The organism is Amycolatopsis sp. NPDC049252, from assembly GCF_043197175.1.
Taxonomy (GTDB): Bacteria; Actinomycetota; Actinomycetes; order Mycobacteriales; family Pseudonocardiaceae; genus Amycolatopsis.
In genome coordinates this window covers 137428-154713 of sequence record NZ_JBICSQ010000012.1, presented here as the reverse complement: position 1 = coordinate 154713, position 17286 = coordinate 137428, and the positions used below count along the sequence as shown (strand labels likewise).

Genomic DNA, 17286 nt, shown 5'->3' with positions numbered 1-17286 from the left:
ATGGGTAAGCAGAAGCGCCGGGCGACCGCCGTCGAGGACGTCCCGGTGCCCCGGACGGCCGAGGAGTTCGCCGACTTCCTGCTCGCCGCGGCCTTCGACCGCACCAAGGCCGCCGCCGTGAAACGGCTCGCGCCTGGACTGGAGCTGCCGGATTCCTTGGCGAGGGGCGTGGACCTGGCCGGCCGCCGGGTGATCACCCGGGTCTGCCGGAACGGCTGGCTACCCGAGGACGTCCACCAGGCGGCGCGGCGGCGGGTCGACGAGTTCGCCGTCTCGTACGTGCTCGACACGCTCGCCGGCTACGCGGGGCAGTTCTCTCCCGAGACCGTGCACCCCGGCTGGCGGGAGCAGCTCGACGAGACGGGCGCCGTCCAGTGGTGGTCGGCGTCCGAACCCCATGCGACGCAATGGGCGGCGAAGCACATCCTGACCGCCGCGGAGGCGCTGACGACCGTCGTCGAGGCCCTCGGGCTCCTGGTGTCGATGCCGGCGTTGAATCCCGTTTTGCCCGCGCCGGGAACGCCTTATCGGCCGACGGCCCACGACGCCGTCGACGAGAAGCAGCTGAGCCGGGTCCGCGCACTGCTGGCCAAGGCCGAGTCGAGTTCGTTCCCGGAGGAGGCCGAAGCCCTCTCCGCGAAGGCGCAGGAGCTGATGACCCGATACGCCCTCGACCGCGCCCTGGTCGAGAGTTCGGCGCCCGACGTTCCGGCGTCCCGCCGGCTCTGGCTGGACACGCCCTACCTCGACGCCAAGTCGCTCCTGGTCCACGTGGTGGCGACGGCGAACCGCTGCCACGCCGTCTTCGACGCGCGCTGGGGCTTCGTCACCGTGGTCGGCGACGAGAACGACCTGGACGCCGTCGCGCTGCTGACGACGTCCCTGCTGGTCCAGGCGACCCGGGCGATGATCGCCGACCCGGCCGGGCGGTCGCGGGCGTTCCGGCAGTCGTTCCTCGTCTCCTACGCCACCCGGATCGGCGAGCGCCTGGAAAAGGCCGCGGAGACCACCCTCGCGGACGCCCCCGACGCGGACCGCCTGCTGCCGGTGCTGGCGTCCCACGAGCTGAAGGTGCAGGCGGCCTTCACCCAGCTCTTCCCCGACGTGGTCGGCAAGTCCGTGACGGTGCGCGACCTCGACGGCTGGGACGCGGGACGCTCGGCCGCCGACCGCGCCCGGCTTACCGGCTCGTGAGTGTTCAGTCGGGTTGGGACGGACCCCTATTTGGTCACCCACTGGCCCGGGGTCCGCGGCTCGGGTTGCGGCGAGGTCGGCACCTGCGGACCGCAACGGCCAACACGCCGGCAAACTCGGGCGTGTTGGCCACTGCGCGGCGTGCCGGCTCTCCCGCAAGGGCCACGACCAGCACGAGGCGTAGGTCCGGCAAACGCAGCTCCGCCAGAACCCGACCAAACACTCACGAGCCCTCAGTCCTCGCGACGCGCGTACTTCTCCAGCTCCGGCCGCCCGAACGGCAGCTCAGCCTCGTCAAGGGCGCCACAATCCAGGCCGCGCAGCAGGTACACCGCCAGGGCCTGGGCCGTCGCCGGTTCGTCCAGGACTCCTCCGGACGTCTTCTCCGCGTACGCGCGCAGCCGGTCCACCGCCGCCGGGAAACCCTCGCGGTAGAACGTGTACGTCGCCGCGAAGCGGGTTGGCAGCTGGTGTGGGTGCAGGTCCCAGCCCTGGTAGAAGCCGCGTTCCAGCGACCTGCGGACCAGGCGCAGGTGCTCGGCCCACGCCGAAGGGAGCGCGTCGCCGATCGGGAGGCGGTTGGTCGAGCCGTCCGACAGCCGGACGCCGGTGCCCGCCGCCGAGACCTGCATCAGCTGCTTGGCCAGGTCCGCCGCCGGGTGCTCCATGCTCTGGTACGCCGCCGCGATGCCGAGCCCGGCGCTGTAGTCGTACGTGCCGTAGTGCAGGCCAGAACAGCGGCCGTCCGCGGCGTGCACGATCCGGGCCACCGACAGCGTCCCGTCCGCGTCCACAATGGACTGGGCCGTCTCGATCTGGACCTCGAAGCGCAGTGACCGCTCAGGCAGGTCGTAGGCGGATTCCAGCTGTGCCAGCACCTCTGCGGCGACCGAGACCTGGTCGACCGCGGTCACCTTCGGCAGTGTGACGACGAATCCGGGCGGCAGCGGCCCGTTCTCCAGCAGGCTGCCCAGGAACAGGTCCAGGGTGCGGATGCCGCGGCGGCGCGTCAAAGCCTCGAAGCTCTTGAAGCGGATACCGACGAACGGCGTGCCGCCCGTGGTCGCGAGGGTCTGCCCGGCCGCCAGCGCGGCCGCGTCCTCGACGTCGTCCGGGACGCGGCCGAAGCCGTCCTCGAAGTCGATCCGCAGGTCCTCGATCGGCTCGGTCAGCAGCTTGGCGCGGACGCGTTCGTACACGTCGGCGTCCAGGCCGAGCAGGTCGTCGTGCTCGACGAAGACCCGCATGGCCTGCTTACCCCAGTCCGCGACGAGCCGCGTCCGGTACGACGACGCCGGGACGTACACCGTGTGCACCGGCTGGCGCCCCGGCCGCTCCCCCGGGTACGACGCCGCGACGCGCGCGTCGGCCTCGGCCAGGCGCGCGTCGGCGGCGTCGTAGACGTCCTGGGACAGCCGCACTACTTGATCCGCTCGTACGCGGGCAGCGTCAGGAAGTCCGGGAACCCGTCGGCCAGCGCGACCTGCTCGAACAGCTCGACGGCCGGTTCCAGCTGCTCCGGCTTGATCTCCGCGGCCAGCTCGCCGCGGACCTCCGCCAGCACGCCGCGCACCAGCTCGGACGTGACGACGTCGCCGGTGTCCAAAGTGGTCCCGTTCTTGACCCACTGCCAGACCTGCGAGCGCGAGATCTCCGCCGTCGCCGCGTCTTCCATCAGGTTGTGGATCGCCGCCGCGCCGTTGCCGGACAGCCAGGAGGCGATGTAGCGGATGCCGACGTCCACGGCCGCGCGCAGGCCGGCCGCGGTCGCGCCACCCGGCGTCGAGGCGACGTCGAGCAGCTGGTCGGCGGTGACGCTCACCTCGTCGCGGGTGCGGTCGAGCTGGTTCGGCTGGTCGCCGAGGACCTTGTCGAACTCCTCGCGGCAGATGTCGACCATGCCGGGGTGCGCCACCCAGGAACCGTCGAAGCCGTCACCGGCCTCGCGGCTCTTGTCGGCGCGGACCTTGTCGAGCGCCGCCTTGGTGACCTCCGGGTCGTTGCGGTTCGGGATGAACGCGGCCATGCCGCCGATCGCGAACGCGCCGCGCTTGTGGCAGGTGCGCACGAGCAGCTCGGTGTAGGCGCGCATGAACGGCGCGGTCATGGTGACGGAGTTGCGGTCCGGCAGCACGAACTTCTCACCCGCGTCGCGGAAGTACTTGATGACGCTGAAGAGGTAGTCCCAGCGGCCGGCGTTCAGGCCCGAGGCGTGCTCGCGCAGCTCGTAGAGGATCTCCTCCATCTCGAACGCGGCCGGGATGGTCTCGATCAGCACGGTCGCGCGGACGGTGCCGTGCTCGATGCCGAGCGCCTTCTCGGAGTGGGTGAAGACGTCGTTCCAGAGCCGCGCTTCGAGGTGGCTCTCCATCTTCGGGAGGTAGTAGTACGGGCCCTTGCCGCGGCTCAGCGACTCCTTCGCGTTGTGGAAGAAGTGCAGGCCGAAGTCGACCAGCGCGCCCACGGCCTCGCGCCCGCCGAAGGACAGGCCGCGCTCGTCGAGGTGCCAGCCGCGCGGGCGGACCACGATCGTCGCGTGCTCGACGTCGTCCTTCAGGACGTAGCTCTTGCCGCCGCTCTCCAGCGTGATGTCCTCGCGGACGGCGTCGTACAGGTTGACCTGGCCGGACACCACGTTCGCCCAGTGCGGCGTGTTGGCGTCTTCGAGGTCGGCGAGCCACACCTTCGCGCCGGAGTTGAGCGCGTTGATCGTCATCTTGCGGTCGGTCGGCCCGGTGATCTCGACGCGGCGGTCGCGCAGCGCGGCCGGCGCCTCGGCGACCTTCCAGTCGCCCTCGCGGATTTCCTTGGTCTCCGGCAGGAAATCCAGCTTGCCGGTGGTGCGGGCCTCCTCGCGGCGCTTGCCGCGTGCCTGCAGCAGCTCGTCGCGGCGGCCGGCGAAGGCGTCGTGCAGGCCGGCGAGGAAGGCGAGCGCCTCCGGCGTCAGGATCTCGTCGCCACGCTCGACCGGGTCGCCCAGCACCTGGACTTCAGAAGACATGCGGAACACCTCGAGGGTTCGGATCTTTGGATAACGGCCCTACGGTTTTCTACCAGCCGGACTATAGTTTCTGCATAGCGGAAGCTCAACGCAGACGTAAGGAGGACCACCGGTGGCAGCGGAGAAGAATGGGCGCGATGGCGGCGTCCAGTCCCTGCAGCGTGCCTTCGAGCTGCTGGAACACCTCGCGGACACCGGCGGTGAGGCCAGTCTGTCCGAGCTCGCGACGCTGTCCGGGCTGCCGATGCCGACGATCCACCGGCTCATCCGCACCCTGGTCGACCTGGGGTACGTCCGGCAGAACACCAACCGCCGGTACGCGCTGGGCGCGCGGCTGATCCGGCTCGGCGAGAACGCGAGCATGCAGTTCGGCGCCTGGGCGCGGCCGCTGCTGGCGGAGCTGGTCGAGGAGGTCGGCGAGACGGCGAACCTGGCGGTCCTCGAGCGCGACGAGGTCGTGTACGTGGCCCAGGTGCCCTCGAAGCACTCGATGCGGATGTTCACCGAGGTCGGCCGGCGGCTGCTGCCGCACGGCACGGGCGTCGGCAAGGCGATGCTGGCGCACCTGCCCGCCGAGGACGTCCGCGCCCTGCTGGAGCGGACGGGCATGCCCGCGTACACCGAGCACACGTTCACCGACGCGGACGCGCTGGCCGTCGAACTGTCTCGCATCGCTTCGCAGGGGTACGCGCTCGACGAGGCGGAGCAGGAGCTCGGGGTCCGGTGCGTCGCGGTGGCGGTGCCGGGCGCGCCGGTGCCCGCGGCGGTGTCGGTGTCCGGTCCGTCCGGACGGCTGACCGCCGAGGCGGTGGCGCACATCGCCCCGGCGGTGCAGCGGGTGGCGGACGCCCTGGGTGCGAGTCTCTCCCAGGCCACGGTCACCGTGTGAGCCGAGTGATCGCCGGTGACTCGGAGCTCATCGCGCCTGCGCGAAACGCAGGTCGACCAGGGCAGGCAACTCGGCGGCCGCCGAGGACCGACTCACTTCAGCTCGCCTTCCAGCAGGTCCATGAGCAGGCCGTCACGCCAGGTGCCGTCCGGAGCGCGCTCGTAGCGGCGCAGCAAGCCGACCGGGCGGAAACCCAGCTTCGTGTAGACCCGGATGGCCACCTCGTTGGACGCCGACGGGTCGATCGTCAGGCGGTGGTGGCCGTTGTCCAGGAGGTGGCGGGCCAGGGTGCGGAGGGCATCGTGCCGATGCCGCGGCCGTGGAAGTCCGGGTGCACGGAGATGTCGATCCCGGCGTGGTGGTACTGCGGCTCCAGCTCTTCACAGCTCTGGATGATCCCGACGACCAGGCCGTCGAGTTCGATCACGTAGCAGGTGTAGCCGTCTTCGACGTCGTACAGGCCGTTGACCTCGTGGTCCGGGTCGCCCCACCAGCGGGCGACCTCCGGGGTGGCCAGGATCTCGCGGAGACGGTCCCGGTCTTTTGCCGAAATGGTACGCAAAAGTACCCGCGCACCGTGGATGATGGGCATGCTTCGGTCCTCTCTCGTGGTGAATGACGGCTTTGGGACGTCTGTCACGAGGAGGGGCACGAGCGGAAGTGCGTCAACCGGGCATACCCGGATTCTGCGTCGGCGCGCACCGCCCGTCATCCGATTTTCCCGGAAGGGTCGGTCATGGACTCCCACACCGGCGGCGCGCTCGCCTGGCTCGCCCAGGGCGCCGCCTCGAACCTGCTCGACCGGCTGGTCGACCGCGCGCTCGACGGGCCGCCGCCGATGCCCTCGTGGCCCCGGCTCGGCGGATCGCCGCCGGGGACGGTCGAGATCTCGGTGCGGCACCACCTGACGATCCGGACCCGCACGCCGGTGATCCTGACGCTGCAGGAGGACGGCAGCCGCACGGGCACGGTGTTCTCGGTCGTGCTCGGCCACACGACCCGCGTCAACCTCCCGGGCGGCGACTACTTCGGCGCGGCGATGATCGTCGACCCGCTGGGGCGCACCCGATCCGGCCAGACGCTGCAGGGCATCGGCTGGTCCCGGCTGAAGGTGACGTCCCGCCGGACGTCCCCGCTGGTCATCCCGGCCCACCACCCGACGGCGCCGGTGCTGCTGCAGCTGGGGCTGCGCAAGGCGGACGGCACGCCGTTGTTCCGGCTGCCGCCGTCTCGGCTCTAGCCGGTATCCGGCCGCCCTCTCGCGACTCTGAAGGAGCGAGAGAGGGGGCACGACTTGGAACCGTTCACCGGATCACTCGTCTGGCTGGGTCAGGCCGCGGCCGCGGCGGTCGTCGGCAGGCTCGCCGAACGGGCCGTGGACCGGGCCTTCGACGGTTCACGGCGGGCTGTCACGCTGCCGGAGCCCCGGCGCCACCGGATCGGCGACGTGACCAGCGACGTCGACATCGTCGTGCGGCACGTGCCCGCCGGACGGCGTCCCGTGCTGCTGGCCTTCCAGACGGCCCCGGCCGGGAACACCGGGGAACCGCACGGGGTGACGGTGCCGATGCTGCTCGGCGAGACCGCGCACCTGACCCTGGCACGCGACGACTACCTGATCAGCGCGCTGGTCCTCGAGCCGCCCGCGCAGCTCGGCGGCAACCCGGTGCTGCACGGCGTCGGCTGGGCCCGCCACTGGGTGGCCAGCAACCGGACCGATCAGCTCACCATCACCACCGAGGTGCCGACCGAGGAGCTGCTCGAACGGCTCGGCCTGCGCAAGCCGGACGGAACGAGCCCGTTCGAGCTGCCGCCGCCGTGCCCAGACCGGCCGCAGCTGCCGGCCTCATGGGCTCGCGCGCACCGAGCCGCGCAGCTCGCCACCCGTACCGCCGCGGCGGACGCGCGGTGCCGTGCGAGCGTGGTGCAGCGCGGCTCGCGCTGCACCATGACGGTTTCCACCTTCAGCACGAACGGGCTGTGCCTGCACCACGACAGCCACTTCAAGGCGGGTGGCACCGTCCACGACTGGGCCACCCGGAAACGGATCCGTTAGCCCAGCAGGGCGTCCACGAACGCGCCCGGCTCGAACGGCGCCAGGTCGTCCGGGCCCTCACCCAGGCCGACCAGCTTCACCGGGACGCCCAGCTCGCGCTGGACCTGGAACACGATGCCGCCCTTGGCGGTGCCGTCCAGCTTGGTCAGGACGATGCCCGTGACGTCGATGACCTCGGCGAACACCCGCGCCTGCATCAGGCCGTTCTGGCCCGTGGTCGCGTCGAGGACCAGCAGGACCTCGTCGACCTTCGCCTGCTTCTCGACGACGCGCTTGACCTTGCCCAGCTCGTCCATCAGGCCGGTCTTCGTGTGCAGGCGGCCCGCCGTGTCGACCAGGACCGCGTCGACGCCCGTGTCCACGCCGCGCTTGACCGCGTCGAACGCGACGGCCGCCGGGTCGGCGCCTTCCTTGCCGCGCACGACCTCCGCGCCGACGCGCTCGGCCCACGTCTGGAGCTGGTCGGCCGCCGCCGCGCGGAACGTGTCCGCCGCGCCCAGCACCACCGTGGCGCCCTGGGCGACGAGCACCCGCGCGAGCTTGCCCGTGGTCGTCGTCTTGCCCGTGCCGTTGACGCCCGCGACCAGCACCACCGCGGGCTGCTTCTTCCCGTCGACGGTGTGCGGCAGCGCCCGCACCGCGCGGTGGCCGTCGGTCGACAGCTCCGCCGTCAGCACCTCGTGCAGCACTTCGCGGGCCTCGGCCGAGTTCCGCACCGCGCGCCGGGACAGCTCGTCGCGCAGCCGCTCGACGATGTGGTTCGTGGTCGCCGCGCCCAGGTCGGCCATCAGCAGCGTGTCTTCGACGTCCTGCCAGGAGTCCTCGTCGAGGTCGCCGGCGCCGAGCAGGCCCAGCAGGCTCTGCCCGAACATAGAACGCGACTTCGTGAGCCGCCCGCGCAGCCGCTCCAGCCGGCCGGCCGCGGGGTCGATCTCCTCGGTGACGGCCGCCGGCTCCACAACCTCGGCATCCGGCAGCTTGACGTCGCGAACCGTGCGCTGGGCCGAGTCGCGCGGGACCGCGGCGTCGTCGCCCACGGCGGGCTGGCCGTCGACCTCCGGACGGTCCTCGACCGGGTGCTCGGCCGGCTCCTCGACCTCGGGAGCCTCGCCGCCGGGCGCGAGGGCGATGCCCCCGCTGGCCGCGTAGCCGCCGCCCTTCGGCTTGGCCTCGACCTCGCGCTGGGCGTCCAGGCTGATACGGCGCTTGCGCGCGATCAGCAGGCCGGTCACCAGCAGGGCGACCAGCACGACGACCGCGATGATTACGAAGAGGAACCAGGAGCTCGACACGGGACCATCCTTTCATTGGCCCGCCGTCGCCGCGGACCCGCCGTCCGCGCAGGCAATTCGTAACGACGTACATCCCGATTGGGCCAAGACTTCACCGCGTGGGTTGCGTCACCCGGGGCCCTGCACTAAACCCCTCCGGATGGGGAAACGCGCGAGCCACGGCTTCCGGGTGATCGGGCTGATTTCGGGCACCTCGGTCGACGGCATCGACGTCGCCGCGGCCGACCTGCACGCCGAAGAGGACACCGTGGTGCTGACCCCGCTCGGCGAGCTCGACGTCCCCTACCCCGAACCGCTGCGTGAGGGCCTGCTCGCCGCGTTGCCGCCGAATCCGTGCACCGCCGGGGAGCTGACCCGGCTCGACACCGGTGTCGGCCAGGCGTTCGCCGACGCCGCTTTGCGCGGCGCCGTCGAGCTGGCGGGCGGCACCGCGGACCTCGTCGCCTCGCTGGGCCAGACGGTGTTCCACTGGGTGGAGGACGGCAGCGCCCGTGGCACCCTGCAGCTCGGCCAGCCCGCGTGGATCGCCGAGCGCACCGGGCTGCCGGTGCTCGCCGACCTGCGGGCCCGCGACGTCGCCGCCGGCGGGCACGGCGCGCCGCTGGCCAGCACGTTCGACCAGCTGTGGCTGCGCGGCCTGGCCGAGGACAGCGGGCGCCCGGTCGCCGCGCTCAACCTGGGCGGGATCGCGAACATCACCGTCGTCACCGCGGGCGAGCCGGCGATCGCCTACGACACCGGGCCGGCCAACGCGCTGCTCGACCTCGCCGCCCACCGCGTCACCGGCAGCCGCAGCGACCTCGACGGGCGGCTCGCGCTGAGCGGCTCGGTGCGCGCCGACCTGCTCGTCCGGCTGCTCGCCGACCCGTACTTCGCCGCCCCGGCGCCGAAGTCCACCGGCAAGGAGTACTTCAACGCGGCCTACCTCGACGCCGCCCTCGACGATCTGCCGCCGGTCGCCGCGGCCGACCTGCTCGCGACGCTCACCGAGCTCACCGCCGTCTCCGTCGCCGAACAGTGCCACCACCACGGCGTAACGACAGTGATCGCGTCCGGCGGCGGGATCGCTAACCCGGCCGTGATGACGGCGCTGGCCCGCAACCTGCCGTCCGCCGTGCTCAAGACCAGCGACGACCTGGGCCTGCCCGGCGCCGGCAAGGAGGCGTACCTGACCGCGCTGCTGGGCTGGCTCACGTGGTGCGGCGTGCCCGGTACGGTGCCGTCGGCGACCGGTGCGCGGGGCCCGCGCCTGCTCGGCGCCCTCGTCCCGGGTGCCGGGCCCTTGACCCTTCCTGCCCCGCTGGGGGGCGCCGTGACGCGGTTGCGCGTCGCGGAGAAGGCCGGATGAGGAGTAGGAGAAGTCCATGCGGGGTGTCGATCTGGCCATCATCGTCGTCTACCTGGCGGCGATGCCGCTGATAGGCGTGCTGGTCGGGCGGAAACAACGGTCGGCCGCCGACTACTTCGTCGGCGAGCGCAGCCTGCCGTGGGGCGCGGTGATGCTGTCCGTGGTGGCGACCGAGACGTCGACGCTGACCGTGATCAGCACGCCGGGCCTGGTGTTCGGCAACGCGTTCCTGTTCCTGCAGCTGGCGTTCGGCTACATCATCGGCCGGGTCATCGCCGCGTTCGTGCTGCTGCCGCGGTACTTCCGCGGCAACCTCGTGAGCGCGTACGCCTTCCTGGGCAAGCGGTTCGGCTCGGGGCTGCAGGGCACGGCGTCGGTGACGTTCGTGGTGACGCGGCTGCTGGCCGAGGGGGTGCGGCTGTTCGCCGGCGCGATCCCGATCAAGGTGATCCTGGGGCACTACAACGTCCACCTGGACTACTGGGTGATCGTGGTGATCCTGACCGCGCTGACGCTGATCTACGCCTACATCGGCGGGATCAAGGCGGTCGTCTGGGTCGACGTCATCCAGCTGACGCTCTACCTCGGCGGCGCCGCGGTGGCGGCGATCGTGCTGCTGAACAAGCTGCCGGGTGACTGGGCGACCCAGGCTTCCGCGGACGGCAAGTTCATGCTCGTCGACTTCACGAAGAACCTCCTGACCAGCCCGTACGCCTTCGTGACGGCGGTGCTCGGCGGTGCGGCGCTGTCGATGGCCTCGCACGGCGCGGACCAGCTGATCGCGCAGCGGCTGATGGCCACGCGCAGCCTGCGCGACGGCCAGAAGGCGCTCATCGGCAGCGGCATCATCGTCACCATCCAGTTCGCGCTGTTCCTGCTGGTCGGGGCGATGCTGTGGGTGTTCAACGGCCGCAAGTCGGTGGCGGCGCTCGGCCTGCAGAGCCCGGACGACGTGTTCTCGAAGTTCATCATCGACGACCTGCCGGTCGGGGTGTCGGGCCTGCTCATCGCCGGGGTGCTCGCCTCGACCATGGGCGCGCTCGCGTCGGCGCTCAACGCGCTCTCGACGTCGACCGTGGCCGACCTCTACCAGCGCTTCACCAAGAAGTCGCCCGAGGACTCGAAGCTGCTGCAGCACGGCCGCATGTGGACGCTGATCTGGGCCGTGGTGTTCGCCGTGTTCGCGTCGCTGTTCTCCACCACGAAGAACTCCGTGATCGAGCTCGGCCTGGCCATCACCGGCTACACCTACGGCGCGCTGCTCGGGGCGTTCCTGCTCGGCCTGCTGATCAAGAAGGCCCGCCAGGTGGACGCGATCATCGCGTTCGTCGCGACGGTCGTGGTGATGGCGTTCGTGATCCTCGGCCTGAAGTTCAGCGCCAAGACCGGCGGCCTGATCGGGATCGACTTCAGCAAGGCGGCCGGGGACAAGGTCGCGCTCGCCTACCCCTGGTACACGCTGCTGGGCGTGGTGATCACGCTGGTCGTGGGCGGGTTGCTCTCGCTGCGGCACCGCACCCCGGACCCGAAGGCGGCTCCCGAGGAGGTCGCCGAAGAAGTGACTCCCGCCTGATTCTTCTGAACCGGTTCCGGCGGGCGCCCGTGTTGGTCATCGGGAGCCCGCCGGGAAGCGGCGGGAGGATGCGAAGGTGGGAACATGAAACGGATTTTGGTTGCGCTCGCGGTCGGCTCGCTGGCACTCGGCGGCGCGGCGACGGCTTCGGCCGCCACGGCGACCCCGAAGGTCCCGGTGGCGGTCCAGGTCCCGGACGGCAACCGGCCCCTCGTCACCTACTCCGGCGACGGCGTTCAGATCTACGGCTGCACGAACGGCGCGTGGGCGCTGATCCAGCCCGCGGCCGTGCTGTCGAAACACGGCCAGCCGGTGGCGATCCACAGCAAGGGTCCGGTGTGGACGTCCACTGTGGACGGAAGCACGGTCGGCGCGGCCGCGGTGGCGACCTCACCGCGTGACGGCGCGATCCCGGAGCTGCTGCTCAAGGCGAACCTCAACAGCGGCACGGGCGTGTTCGGCAAGGTCACCTACGTCCAGCGCCTGAACACCCACGGCGGCCTCGCACCGGCCGGGTCGTGCACGGAAGGCGCGCAGACCGCGGTCCACTACACGGCCGACTACGCCTTCTGGGTGGCCGGCTAGCCGTCGGCGAAAACCGGTGCCCCTGGTCTCCGCGCCACCGTAAACTGCGCGCGGAGACAGGGGGTTTCCCATGGGGTTCTTCATCGGCATCGGCGTGCTCCTCGCCGTGCTGCTCGTCATCGGCCTGGTCATGGACCGGCTCGACCGCAAACGCGGCGTCAAGGGCGGCATGCTCCGGCCCGGCGGGCGCCGGCCCCGGCTGGGCGACGCCGGGAGCGTCGGCAACGACCTGAGCACCTACGAGCCGCGCGTCCGCGGCGAAGACCGGCCCGCGCCGCGCGAAGACGACATGCGCTGAGCTAGCCGACCGCGACCGGCTCGTCGTCGGCCGTGCGCAGGCGCTGCGAGATCACCTTCGTGATGCCGTCGCCCTGCATGCTCACGCCGTAGAGGGCGTCCGCGATCTCCATGGTCGGCTTCTGGTGGGTGATGATGATCAGCTGCGACGAGTCGCGCAGCTGCTCCAGCAGCCCGATCAGCCGGCGCATGTTGGTGTCGTCCAGCGCCGCCTCGACCTCGTCCATGACGTAGAAGGGTGAAGGGCGGGCGCGGAAGATCGCGACCAGCATGCCCACCGCGACCAGCGACTTCTCGCCACCCGACAGCAGCGACAGCCGCTTGACCTTCTTGCCCGGCGGGCGCGCCTCGACGTCGACGCCGGTCGCGAGCAGGTCGTCCGGCTGGGTGAGGACCATCCGGCCCTCGCCGCCGGGGAACAGCACGCTGAACACCGTCTCGAACTCGCGGGCGACGTCCGCGTACGCCCCGGCGAAGACCTCCAGGATCTTCTCGTCGACCTGCTTGATCACGGCCTCGAGGTCCTTGCGGGTGTCCTTGAGGTCCTCGAGCTGCGTGGAGAGGAACTTGTACCGCTCCTCCAGCGCCGCGAACTCCTCCAGCGCGAGGGGGTTCACCTTGCCCAGCAGGGAAAGGTCCTTCTCGGCGCGCTTGGCGCGGCGGGCCTGGGTGTCGCGGTCGTACGGCATCGGCGGCGGCGGGGTGACGTCCTCGCCGCGTTCCTTGGCCGCCTCGTACTCGGCCATCTCGCCCGCGCTCGGCGGCACCGGGACGTCCGGGCCGTACTCCTGGACGAGGTCGGCGAGCCCGATGCCGAAGTCCTCGGCGATCTTGGCTTCCAGGGTCTCCAGCCGCAGCCGCTGCTCGGCGCGCTGGACCTCGTCGCGGTGCACGGCGTCGGTCAGCTTCTCCAGCTCGCCGGTGAGTTCGCGGACCTTGGCGCGGACGCCGGTCAGCGCGGACTCGCGGCTCTGCCGGCGGGCCTGGACCTGGTCGCGCTCGGTGGCCGCGCGCTGGACCGAGTGCTCGATGCGCTCGAGCGCGATCTCACCGCCGTTGACGACGGCGTTGGCGATCTCGGCGCCACGCTTGCGGGCCGCGGCGGCGCGCTCGGCGCGCTCCCGGGCCTGCTGCTCGGCGTGCGCGGCGCGGCGGAGGCCTTCGGCCTTGCCCGCGATGCTGCGCGCCCGCTCCTCGGCGGTGCGCTGCGCGAGCCGCGCCTCCATCTCCTCCTGCCGGACGACGGCCAGCTCTTCGACGGCCAGGTCGCGCTCGGCGGTGTCCGGGTCGTCCTCGACCGGCTGCTCGGCCACGGCGGCGAGGCGTTCCTCCAGCTCGGCGAGCTGGGCCAGCGCCTGCACCCGGCTCTGCTCGACCTTCGCGCGCTGGCCGGAGAGCCGCTCGACCTCGGCCTGCGCGGCCCGCGCGGCCTGCTGCAGCCGGTTGAGCCGCTCCGAAGAGCGGGCCTTGCGCACCTTGGCGTCGCCGAGGGCGTCCTTGGCCTGGGAGACCTCTTCGCGGCGGGCCTGCTGCTCGGCACGGGCGCCTTCCAGCTCGGCCGCGTACTGCTCCAGTTGCCGCTCGGCCGTGCGCAGCCGGACCCCGGCCTCGTCGACGGCGGCCTGGACCTCGATCACGCTCTCGCGGGCGCCGGACCCGCCGATCGCCCAGCGGGCCCCGAAGACGTCACCCTCGGCGGTGACCGCGCGGACGTCCGGGTGCGTGGCGACCAGCTGCCGGGCCGACTCGAGGTCGCGGACCAGGGCGAGCTTGTCCAGCGCCTGCTCGACGGCGGGCCGCAGCTGCGCCGGCGCGGTGACGACCTCGCGGGCCCAGCGCGCGCCTTCCGGCAGGGCGGGCCAGCCGTAGGTGTCCACAGTGGACTCGGGCGCGCCGAGCACGATGCCCGCGCGTCCCGAATCGGTGTCCTTCAGGTACTTCAGCGCGCGCAGGGCGTCTTCGCCGCCGTTGACGGCGACCGCGTCGGCCACCGGGCCGAGCGCCGCGGCCAGCGCGACCTCGTGGCCGGGCTCGACGGTCAGCAGCGCGGCGACCGAGCCCAGCAGGCCGGGCAGCTCGTGGGACGCGCCGAGCAGCGCGCCCGCGCCGTCCTTGCGCTTGAGCCCCATCGACAGCGCCTCGACGCGGGCCTTCTCCGACGCGATCTCGCGCTCGGCGGCGCGTTCGGCCTTGACCAGCTCTTCGACGCGCGCCTTGGCCGCGTTGTTGGCCTCGACCGCGCGGTCGTGGCGGTCCATCAGGCCGGAGTCGTCGGACTCCTCGACGCCGCCCTCCGCCTTGGCCACTTCGAGTTCTTCGACGGCGATCTCGGCGCGCTCGGCGGACTCCTCGAGGGAGACGCTGAGGCGGTCGATCTCGTCGGAGGTGGCGCCGTTCTTGCTGCGCAGCCCCTCGACCTGACCGGTCAGCTTGGCCATGCCCTCGCGCCGGTCGGCGATGGCGCGGACGGCGGCCCAGTGCGCGCGCTCGGCGGCCTGGACGCGCTGTTCGAGGTCCTCGCGCCGCAGCACGGTCTGGGCGAGCAGCTCGCGGGCCTCCATGACGGCCTCGTTGAGCTCCTCTTCCTGCTCGGCGACGCGCTCGGCCTCTTCGAGCAGCTCTTCGGGGTCGCGGCCGCCGGTGGTCGTGGTGACGTCGGCGGAGAGGTGGCGCTGACGCTCGATCGCCAGGCGGACGGTGCCGCGCAGCCGCTCGGCCAGCGCCGACAGCTTGTACCAGGTCTCCTGGGCGCTCTGCAGCAGCGGCGCGTCCTCGGCCAGCGACGACTCCAGCTCGGTCTCCTCGGCGGAGACGATCTCGAGGGTCTGCTCGACCTCGGCGCGGCGCTGGCGGGCGACCTTCTCGTCGGCCTCTTCCCGCGCGATCGAGCCGCGCTGGGTGACCAGGTCGTCGGCGAGCAGGCGCAGCCGGGAGTCACGCAGCTCGGACTGCACGGACTGGGCCTTGCGGGCGATCTCGGCCTGCTTGCCCAGCGGCTTGAGCTGGCGGCGCAGCTCGGTGGTGAGGTCGCCGAGGCGGTCGAGGTTGCCCTGCATGTTGGCCAGCTTGCGCAGGGTCTGTTCTTTGCGCTTGCGGTGCTTGAGGACGCCGGCGGCCTCTTCGATGAAGGCGCGGCGCTCCTCGGGCTTGGACTCGAGGATGGCCGAGAGCTGGCCCTGCCCCACGATGACGTGCATCTCGCGGCCGATGCCGGAGTCCGACAGCAGCTCCTGGACGTCCATCAGGCGGCAGCGGTCGCCGTTGATCTCGTACTCGCTGGCGCCGTCGCGGAACATCCGGCGGGTGATCGACACCTCGGCGTACTCGATCGGGAGCGCGCCGTCGGCGTTGTCGATGGTGAGGGTGACCTCGGCGCGGCCGAGCGGGGCGCGGCCCGCGGTGCCGGCGAAGATGACGTCCTCCATCTTGCCGCCGCGCAGGTCCTTGGCGCCCTGGGTACCCATGACCCAGCGCAGCGCGTCCAGGACGTTCGACTTGCCGGAGCCGTTCGGGCCGACCACGCAGGTGATCCCCGGCTCGAAGCGCAGCGTGGTCGCCGAGGCGAAGGACTTGAAGCCCTTCAGCGTCAAGCTTTTCAGGTGCACTGGGTGCTGACCCCTCTGGCTGCCGGTACTGGCGTTTCAATCGTCCCAGGTTACCTGGGGGCGTCCGGGGACCGCCGGACGCGCCCCCTCACCGGCGCGCCTTAGCACGGCGTTCGAGTGCTCAGCAACCTCGTGCGCCACACCCGCCCCGGAAGTACCAACGCCGGACTACCGCTCGGCGAACCCGCTGAGCCCCCCTTTCGGGTCGGACCAGCGCTCGACCACCGTCTCCACACTTCCGGGTGATTCTCCGGAACGAAGGGCGGTCAACAGCCGCTCACAGTGGTTTCGCTCACCCTCCGCTATGACCTCAACACGACCGTCGGGCATGTTGCGCGCGCTGCCGACCAAGCCGAGTTCGAGCGCGCGGCTGCGCGTCCACCAGCGGAAACCGACACCCTGCACGCGCCCGCGGACCCACGCCGTCAACCGGGTGTTCGTTTCTTGCTCACTCACGCGTTCATCCTTTCCGGACAGATCGACTGCGCACAGTGATCACTCAGGCTCCCTACCTGGGCGAATGCGGCACTGACGGTGATAATCTCCCCGCCGAGGTCGCCCTCCCGGGTTCCCCCGCCCGGGGCAAGCAGTGATCGTTTGACGACCTCCGAGCCGCTTCCCGATCTACTAGGAGCCTGTATGCCCCGCCCCGACGGGTCAGATTCGAGCTCACGCATCACGAGGGTCGACACCACCGCGCCGCCGAAGAGCAGCAAACCGAACCGCGCCGGGTACGTCGTACTCGGGGTGGCCGGGCTGGTCGTCGCGACGGCGTTCGCCGCCGTCGCCGAGCTCGCCGGCCCGGTCCCCGCGACCACCGCGGGCGGCACCGGCGCCCCCGGCGGCCAGGGCACGTCGCCCGCGGGCGTCCAGACGGTGCCGGGCACCCCCACCCCGGGCGGCCCGTCCACCCTCGGCGGCCCGCCGTCGCCGACGGACACGACCTCTTCGAGCGCCCCGAGGACGGTGGTTTCGGTCAGCCCGGACGGCAAGACGACCACCACGGTCGTCACCCAGGCCCCGCCGCCCCCGCGCAACGACACCGGCGGCAGCACCCCGCCACCCCATTCCGACCCGCCCAGCCACTCGACGCCGCCGAGCAGCACTCCCCCGACGACGCCGACGACCACGACGACGTCCCCGCGGACCGACCCGCCGACGGACACGTCGACCCCGCCGCCCGCCGGTGGCGGAGGCAGCTCGTCGGGCGCCCCGCCGGTCAGCACGACCGGCACCGCGCCGACGGCCAAGTAAGCACGGAGTCTCCGGAGGCCACCGCCGCGGCGGTGGCCTCCGGCGTTTCCGGCCTCCCGGTGCCGGCACGAACGTCTCACCTCGCTGCCCCGGCAGGGGTCGTGGGTGGTTTTTAAGGGTTTAAACCCAATAAAAAAACACCCCCCCGGGGTGGGGGCCCGGACCGGGGTCCCCCACCCCGCGCGGGGAGCC

14 protein-coding genes and 1 pseudogene are annotated in these 17286 nt (G+C 71.8%); 9 read left to right on the top strand and 6 right to left on the bottom strand.

The genetic code is table 11. From position 1 onward, the window contains the following. Nucleotides 1–1194: a DUF2786 domain-containing protein gene (locus tag ACGFMK_RS17330; RefSeq protein WP_392763634.1), complete on the top strand. Its 1194-nt coding sequence runs from the start codon at nucleotides 1–3 to the stop codon at nucleotides 1192–1194. A gap of 233 nt (nucleotides 1195–1427) precedes the next feature. Here the strand turns inward: ACGFMK_RS17330 and ACGFMK_RS17325 are convergent, their stop codons facing one another. Together ACGFMK_RS17325 and aceB are read right to left on the bottom strand one after the other, a co-directional pair. Continuing rightward, a complete protein-coding gene (locus ACGFMK_RS17325) occupies nucleotides 1428–2615 on the bottom strand; it encodes a DUF6986 family protein (RefSeq protein WP_392763631.1) in 1188 nt (395 codons plus the stop codon). Further along, the gene (gene aceB / locus ACGFMK_RS17320; protein WP_392763628.1) at nucleotides 2615–4195 is read right to left on the bottom strand and encodes a malate synthase A; all 1581 of its coding nucleotides are present in this window, start codon (nucleotides 4193–4195) and stop codon (nucleotides 2615–2617) included. The genes ACGFMK_RS17325 and aceB overlap by 1 nt, the downstream gene beginning before the upstream one ends. Before the next feature lie 112 nt (nucleotides 4196–4307). Between aceB and ACGFMK_RS17315 the strand changes: the two genes are divergently transcribed. After that, a complete protein-coding gene (locus ACGFMK_RS17315; RefSeq protein ID WP_392763625.1) occupies nucleotides 4308–5084 on the top strand; it encodes an IclR family transcriptional regulator in 777 nt (258 codons plus the stop codon). A gap of 92 nt (nucleotides 5085–5176) precedes the next feature. Here the strand turns inward: ACGFMK_RS17315 and ACGFMK_RS17310 are convergent. After that, nucleotides 5177–5676, bottom strand: a pseudogene (locus ACGFMK_RS17310) (GNAT family N-acetyltransferase). A gap of 144 nt (nucleotides 5677–5820) precedes the next feature. Here ACGFMK_RS17310 and ACGFMK_RS17305 point away from each other — a divergent pair. Next, a complete protein-coding gene (locus ACGFMK_RS17305; protein WP_392763622.1) occupies nucleotides 5821–6324 on the top strand; it encodes a hypothetical protein in 504 nt (167 codons plus the stop codon). Nucleotides 6325–6378: 54 nt separating this feature from the next. Then, nucleotides 6379–7140 (top strand): hypothetical protein, encoded by a 762-nt coding sequence (locus ACGFMK_RS17300; RefSeq protein WP_392763619.1) that lies wholly within the window; start codon nucleotides 6379–6381, stop codon nucleotides 7138–7140. On the opposite strand, the gene ftsY is transcribed toward ACGFMK_RS17300, so the two are convergent. After that, nucleotides 7137–8432, bottom strand: a complete 1296-nt coding sequence (gene ftsY, locus ACGFMK_RS17295; RefSeq protein WP_392763616.1) for a signal recognition particle-docking protein FtsY — start codon at nucleotides 8430–8432, stop codon at nucleotides 7137–7139. The genes ACGFMK_RS17300 and ftsY overlap by 4 nt on opposite strands. Before the next feature lie 139 nt (nucleotides 8433–8571). Here ftsY and ACGFMK_RS17290 point away from each other — a divergent pair, with 139 nt between their 5' ends. From ACGFMK_RS17290 to ACGFMK_RS17275, 4 genes are all read left to right on the top strand, one after another. Next, on the top strand, nucleotides 8572–9780 hold the full coding sequence (locus ACGFMK_RS17290) for an anhydro-N-acetylmuramic acid kinase (RefSeq protein ID WP_392763613.1): 1209 nt from the start codon (nucleotides 8572–8574) through the stop codon (nucleotides 9778–9780). Between the two features lie 16 nt (nucleotides 9781–9796). Continuing rightward, a complete protein-coding gene (locus ACGFMK_RS17285) occupies nucleotides 9797–11353 on the top strand; it encodes a sodium:solute symporter (protein ID WP_392763610.1) in 1557 nt (518 codons plus the stop codon). A gap of 84 nt (nucleotides 11354–11437) precedes the next feature. Further along, on the top strand, nucleotides 11438–11938 hold the full coding sequence (locus ACGFMK_RS17280; protein WP_392763608.1) for a DUF3455 domain-containing protein: 501 nt from the start codon (nucleotides 11438–11440) through the stop codon (nucleotides 11936–11938). Between the two features lie 70 nt (nucleotides 11939–12008). Then, nucleotides 12009–12236: a hypothetical protein gene (locus ACGFMK_RS17275; RefSeq protein WP_392763605.1), complete on the top strand. Its 228-nt coding sequence runs from the start codon at nucleotides 12009–12011 to the stop codon at nucleotides 12234–12236. A 1-nt stretch (nucleotide 12237) separates the two neighbouring features. Here the strand turns inward: ACGFMK_RS17275 and smc are convergent, their stop codons facing one another. Together smc and ACGFMK_RS17265 are read right to left on the bottom strand one after the other, a co-directional pair. Next, the gene (smc, locus tag ACGFMK_RS17270; protein WP_392763602.1) at nucleotides 12238–15840 is read right to left on the bottom strand and encodes a chromosome segregation protein SMC; all 3603 of its coding nucleotides are present in this window, start codon (nucleotides 15838–15840) and stop codon (nucleotides 12238–12240) included. Between the two features lie 168 nt (nucleotides 15841–16008). Next, nucleotides 16009–16296 carry an acylphosphatase gene (locus ACGFMK_RS17265; RefSeq protein WP_392763600.1) on the bottom strand — a complete coding sequence of 96 codons (288 nt, stop codon included), beginning with the start codon at nucleotides 16294–16296 and terminating at the stop codon, nucleotides 16009–16011. Nucleotides 16297–16479: 183 nt separating this feature from the next. On the opposite strand from ACGFMK_RS17265, the gene ACGFMK_RS17260 reads away from it, so the two are divergent. Further along, on the top strand, nucleotides 16480–17094 hold the full coding sequence (locus ACGFMK_RS17260; RefSeq protein ID WP_392763597.1) for a hypothetical protein: 615 nt from the start codon (nucleotides 16480–16482) through the stop codon (nucleotides 17092–17094). Nucleotides 17095–17286 lie beyond the last annotated feature (192 nt).

Coding starts and splice junctions, on each gene's coding strand:
- ACGFMK_RS17330 (WP_392763634.1), top strand. CDS start 1: ATGGGTAAGCAGAAGCGCCGGGCGACCGCCGTCGAGGACGTCCCGGTG.
- aceB (WP_392763628.1), bottom strand. CDS start 4,195: ATGTCTTCTGAAGTCCAGGTGCTGGGCGACCCGGTCGAGCGTGGCGAC.
- ACGFMK_RS17305 (WP_392763622.1), top strand. CDS start 5,821: ATGGACTCCCACACCGGCGGCGCGCTCGCCTGGCTCGCCCAGGGCGCC.
- ACGFMK_RS17290 (WP_392763613.1), top strand. CDS start 8,572: ATGGGGAAACGCGCGAGCCACGGCTTCCGGGTGATCGGGCTGATTTCG.
- ACGFMK_RS17285 (WP_392763610.1), top strand. CDS start 9,797: ATGCGGGGTGTCGATCTGGCCATCATCGTCGTCTACCTGGCGGCGATG.
- ACGFMK_RS17280 (WP_392763608.1), top strand. CDS start 11,438: ATGAAACGGATTTTGGTTGCGCTCGCGGTCGGCTCGCTGGCACTCGGC.
- ACGFMK_RS17275 (WP_392763605.1), top strand. CDS start 12,009: ATGGGGTTCTTCATCGGCATCGGCGTGCTCCTCGCCGTGCTGCTCGTC.
- ACGFMK_RS17260 (WP_392763597.1), top strand. CDS start 16,480: ATGCCCCGCCCCGACGGGTCAGATTCGAGCTCACGCATCACGAGGGTC.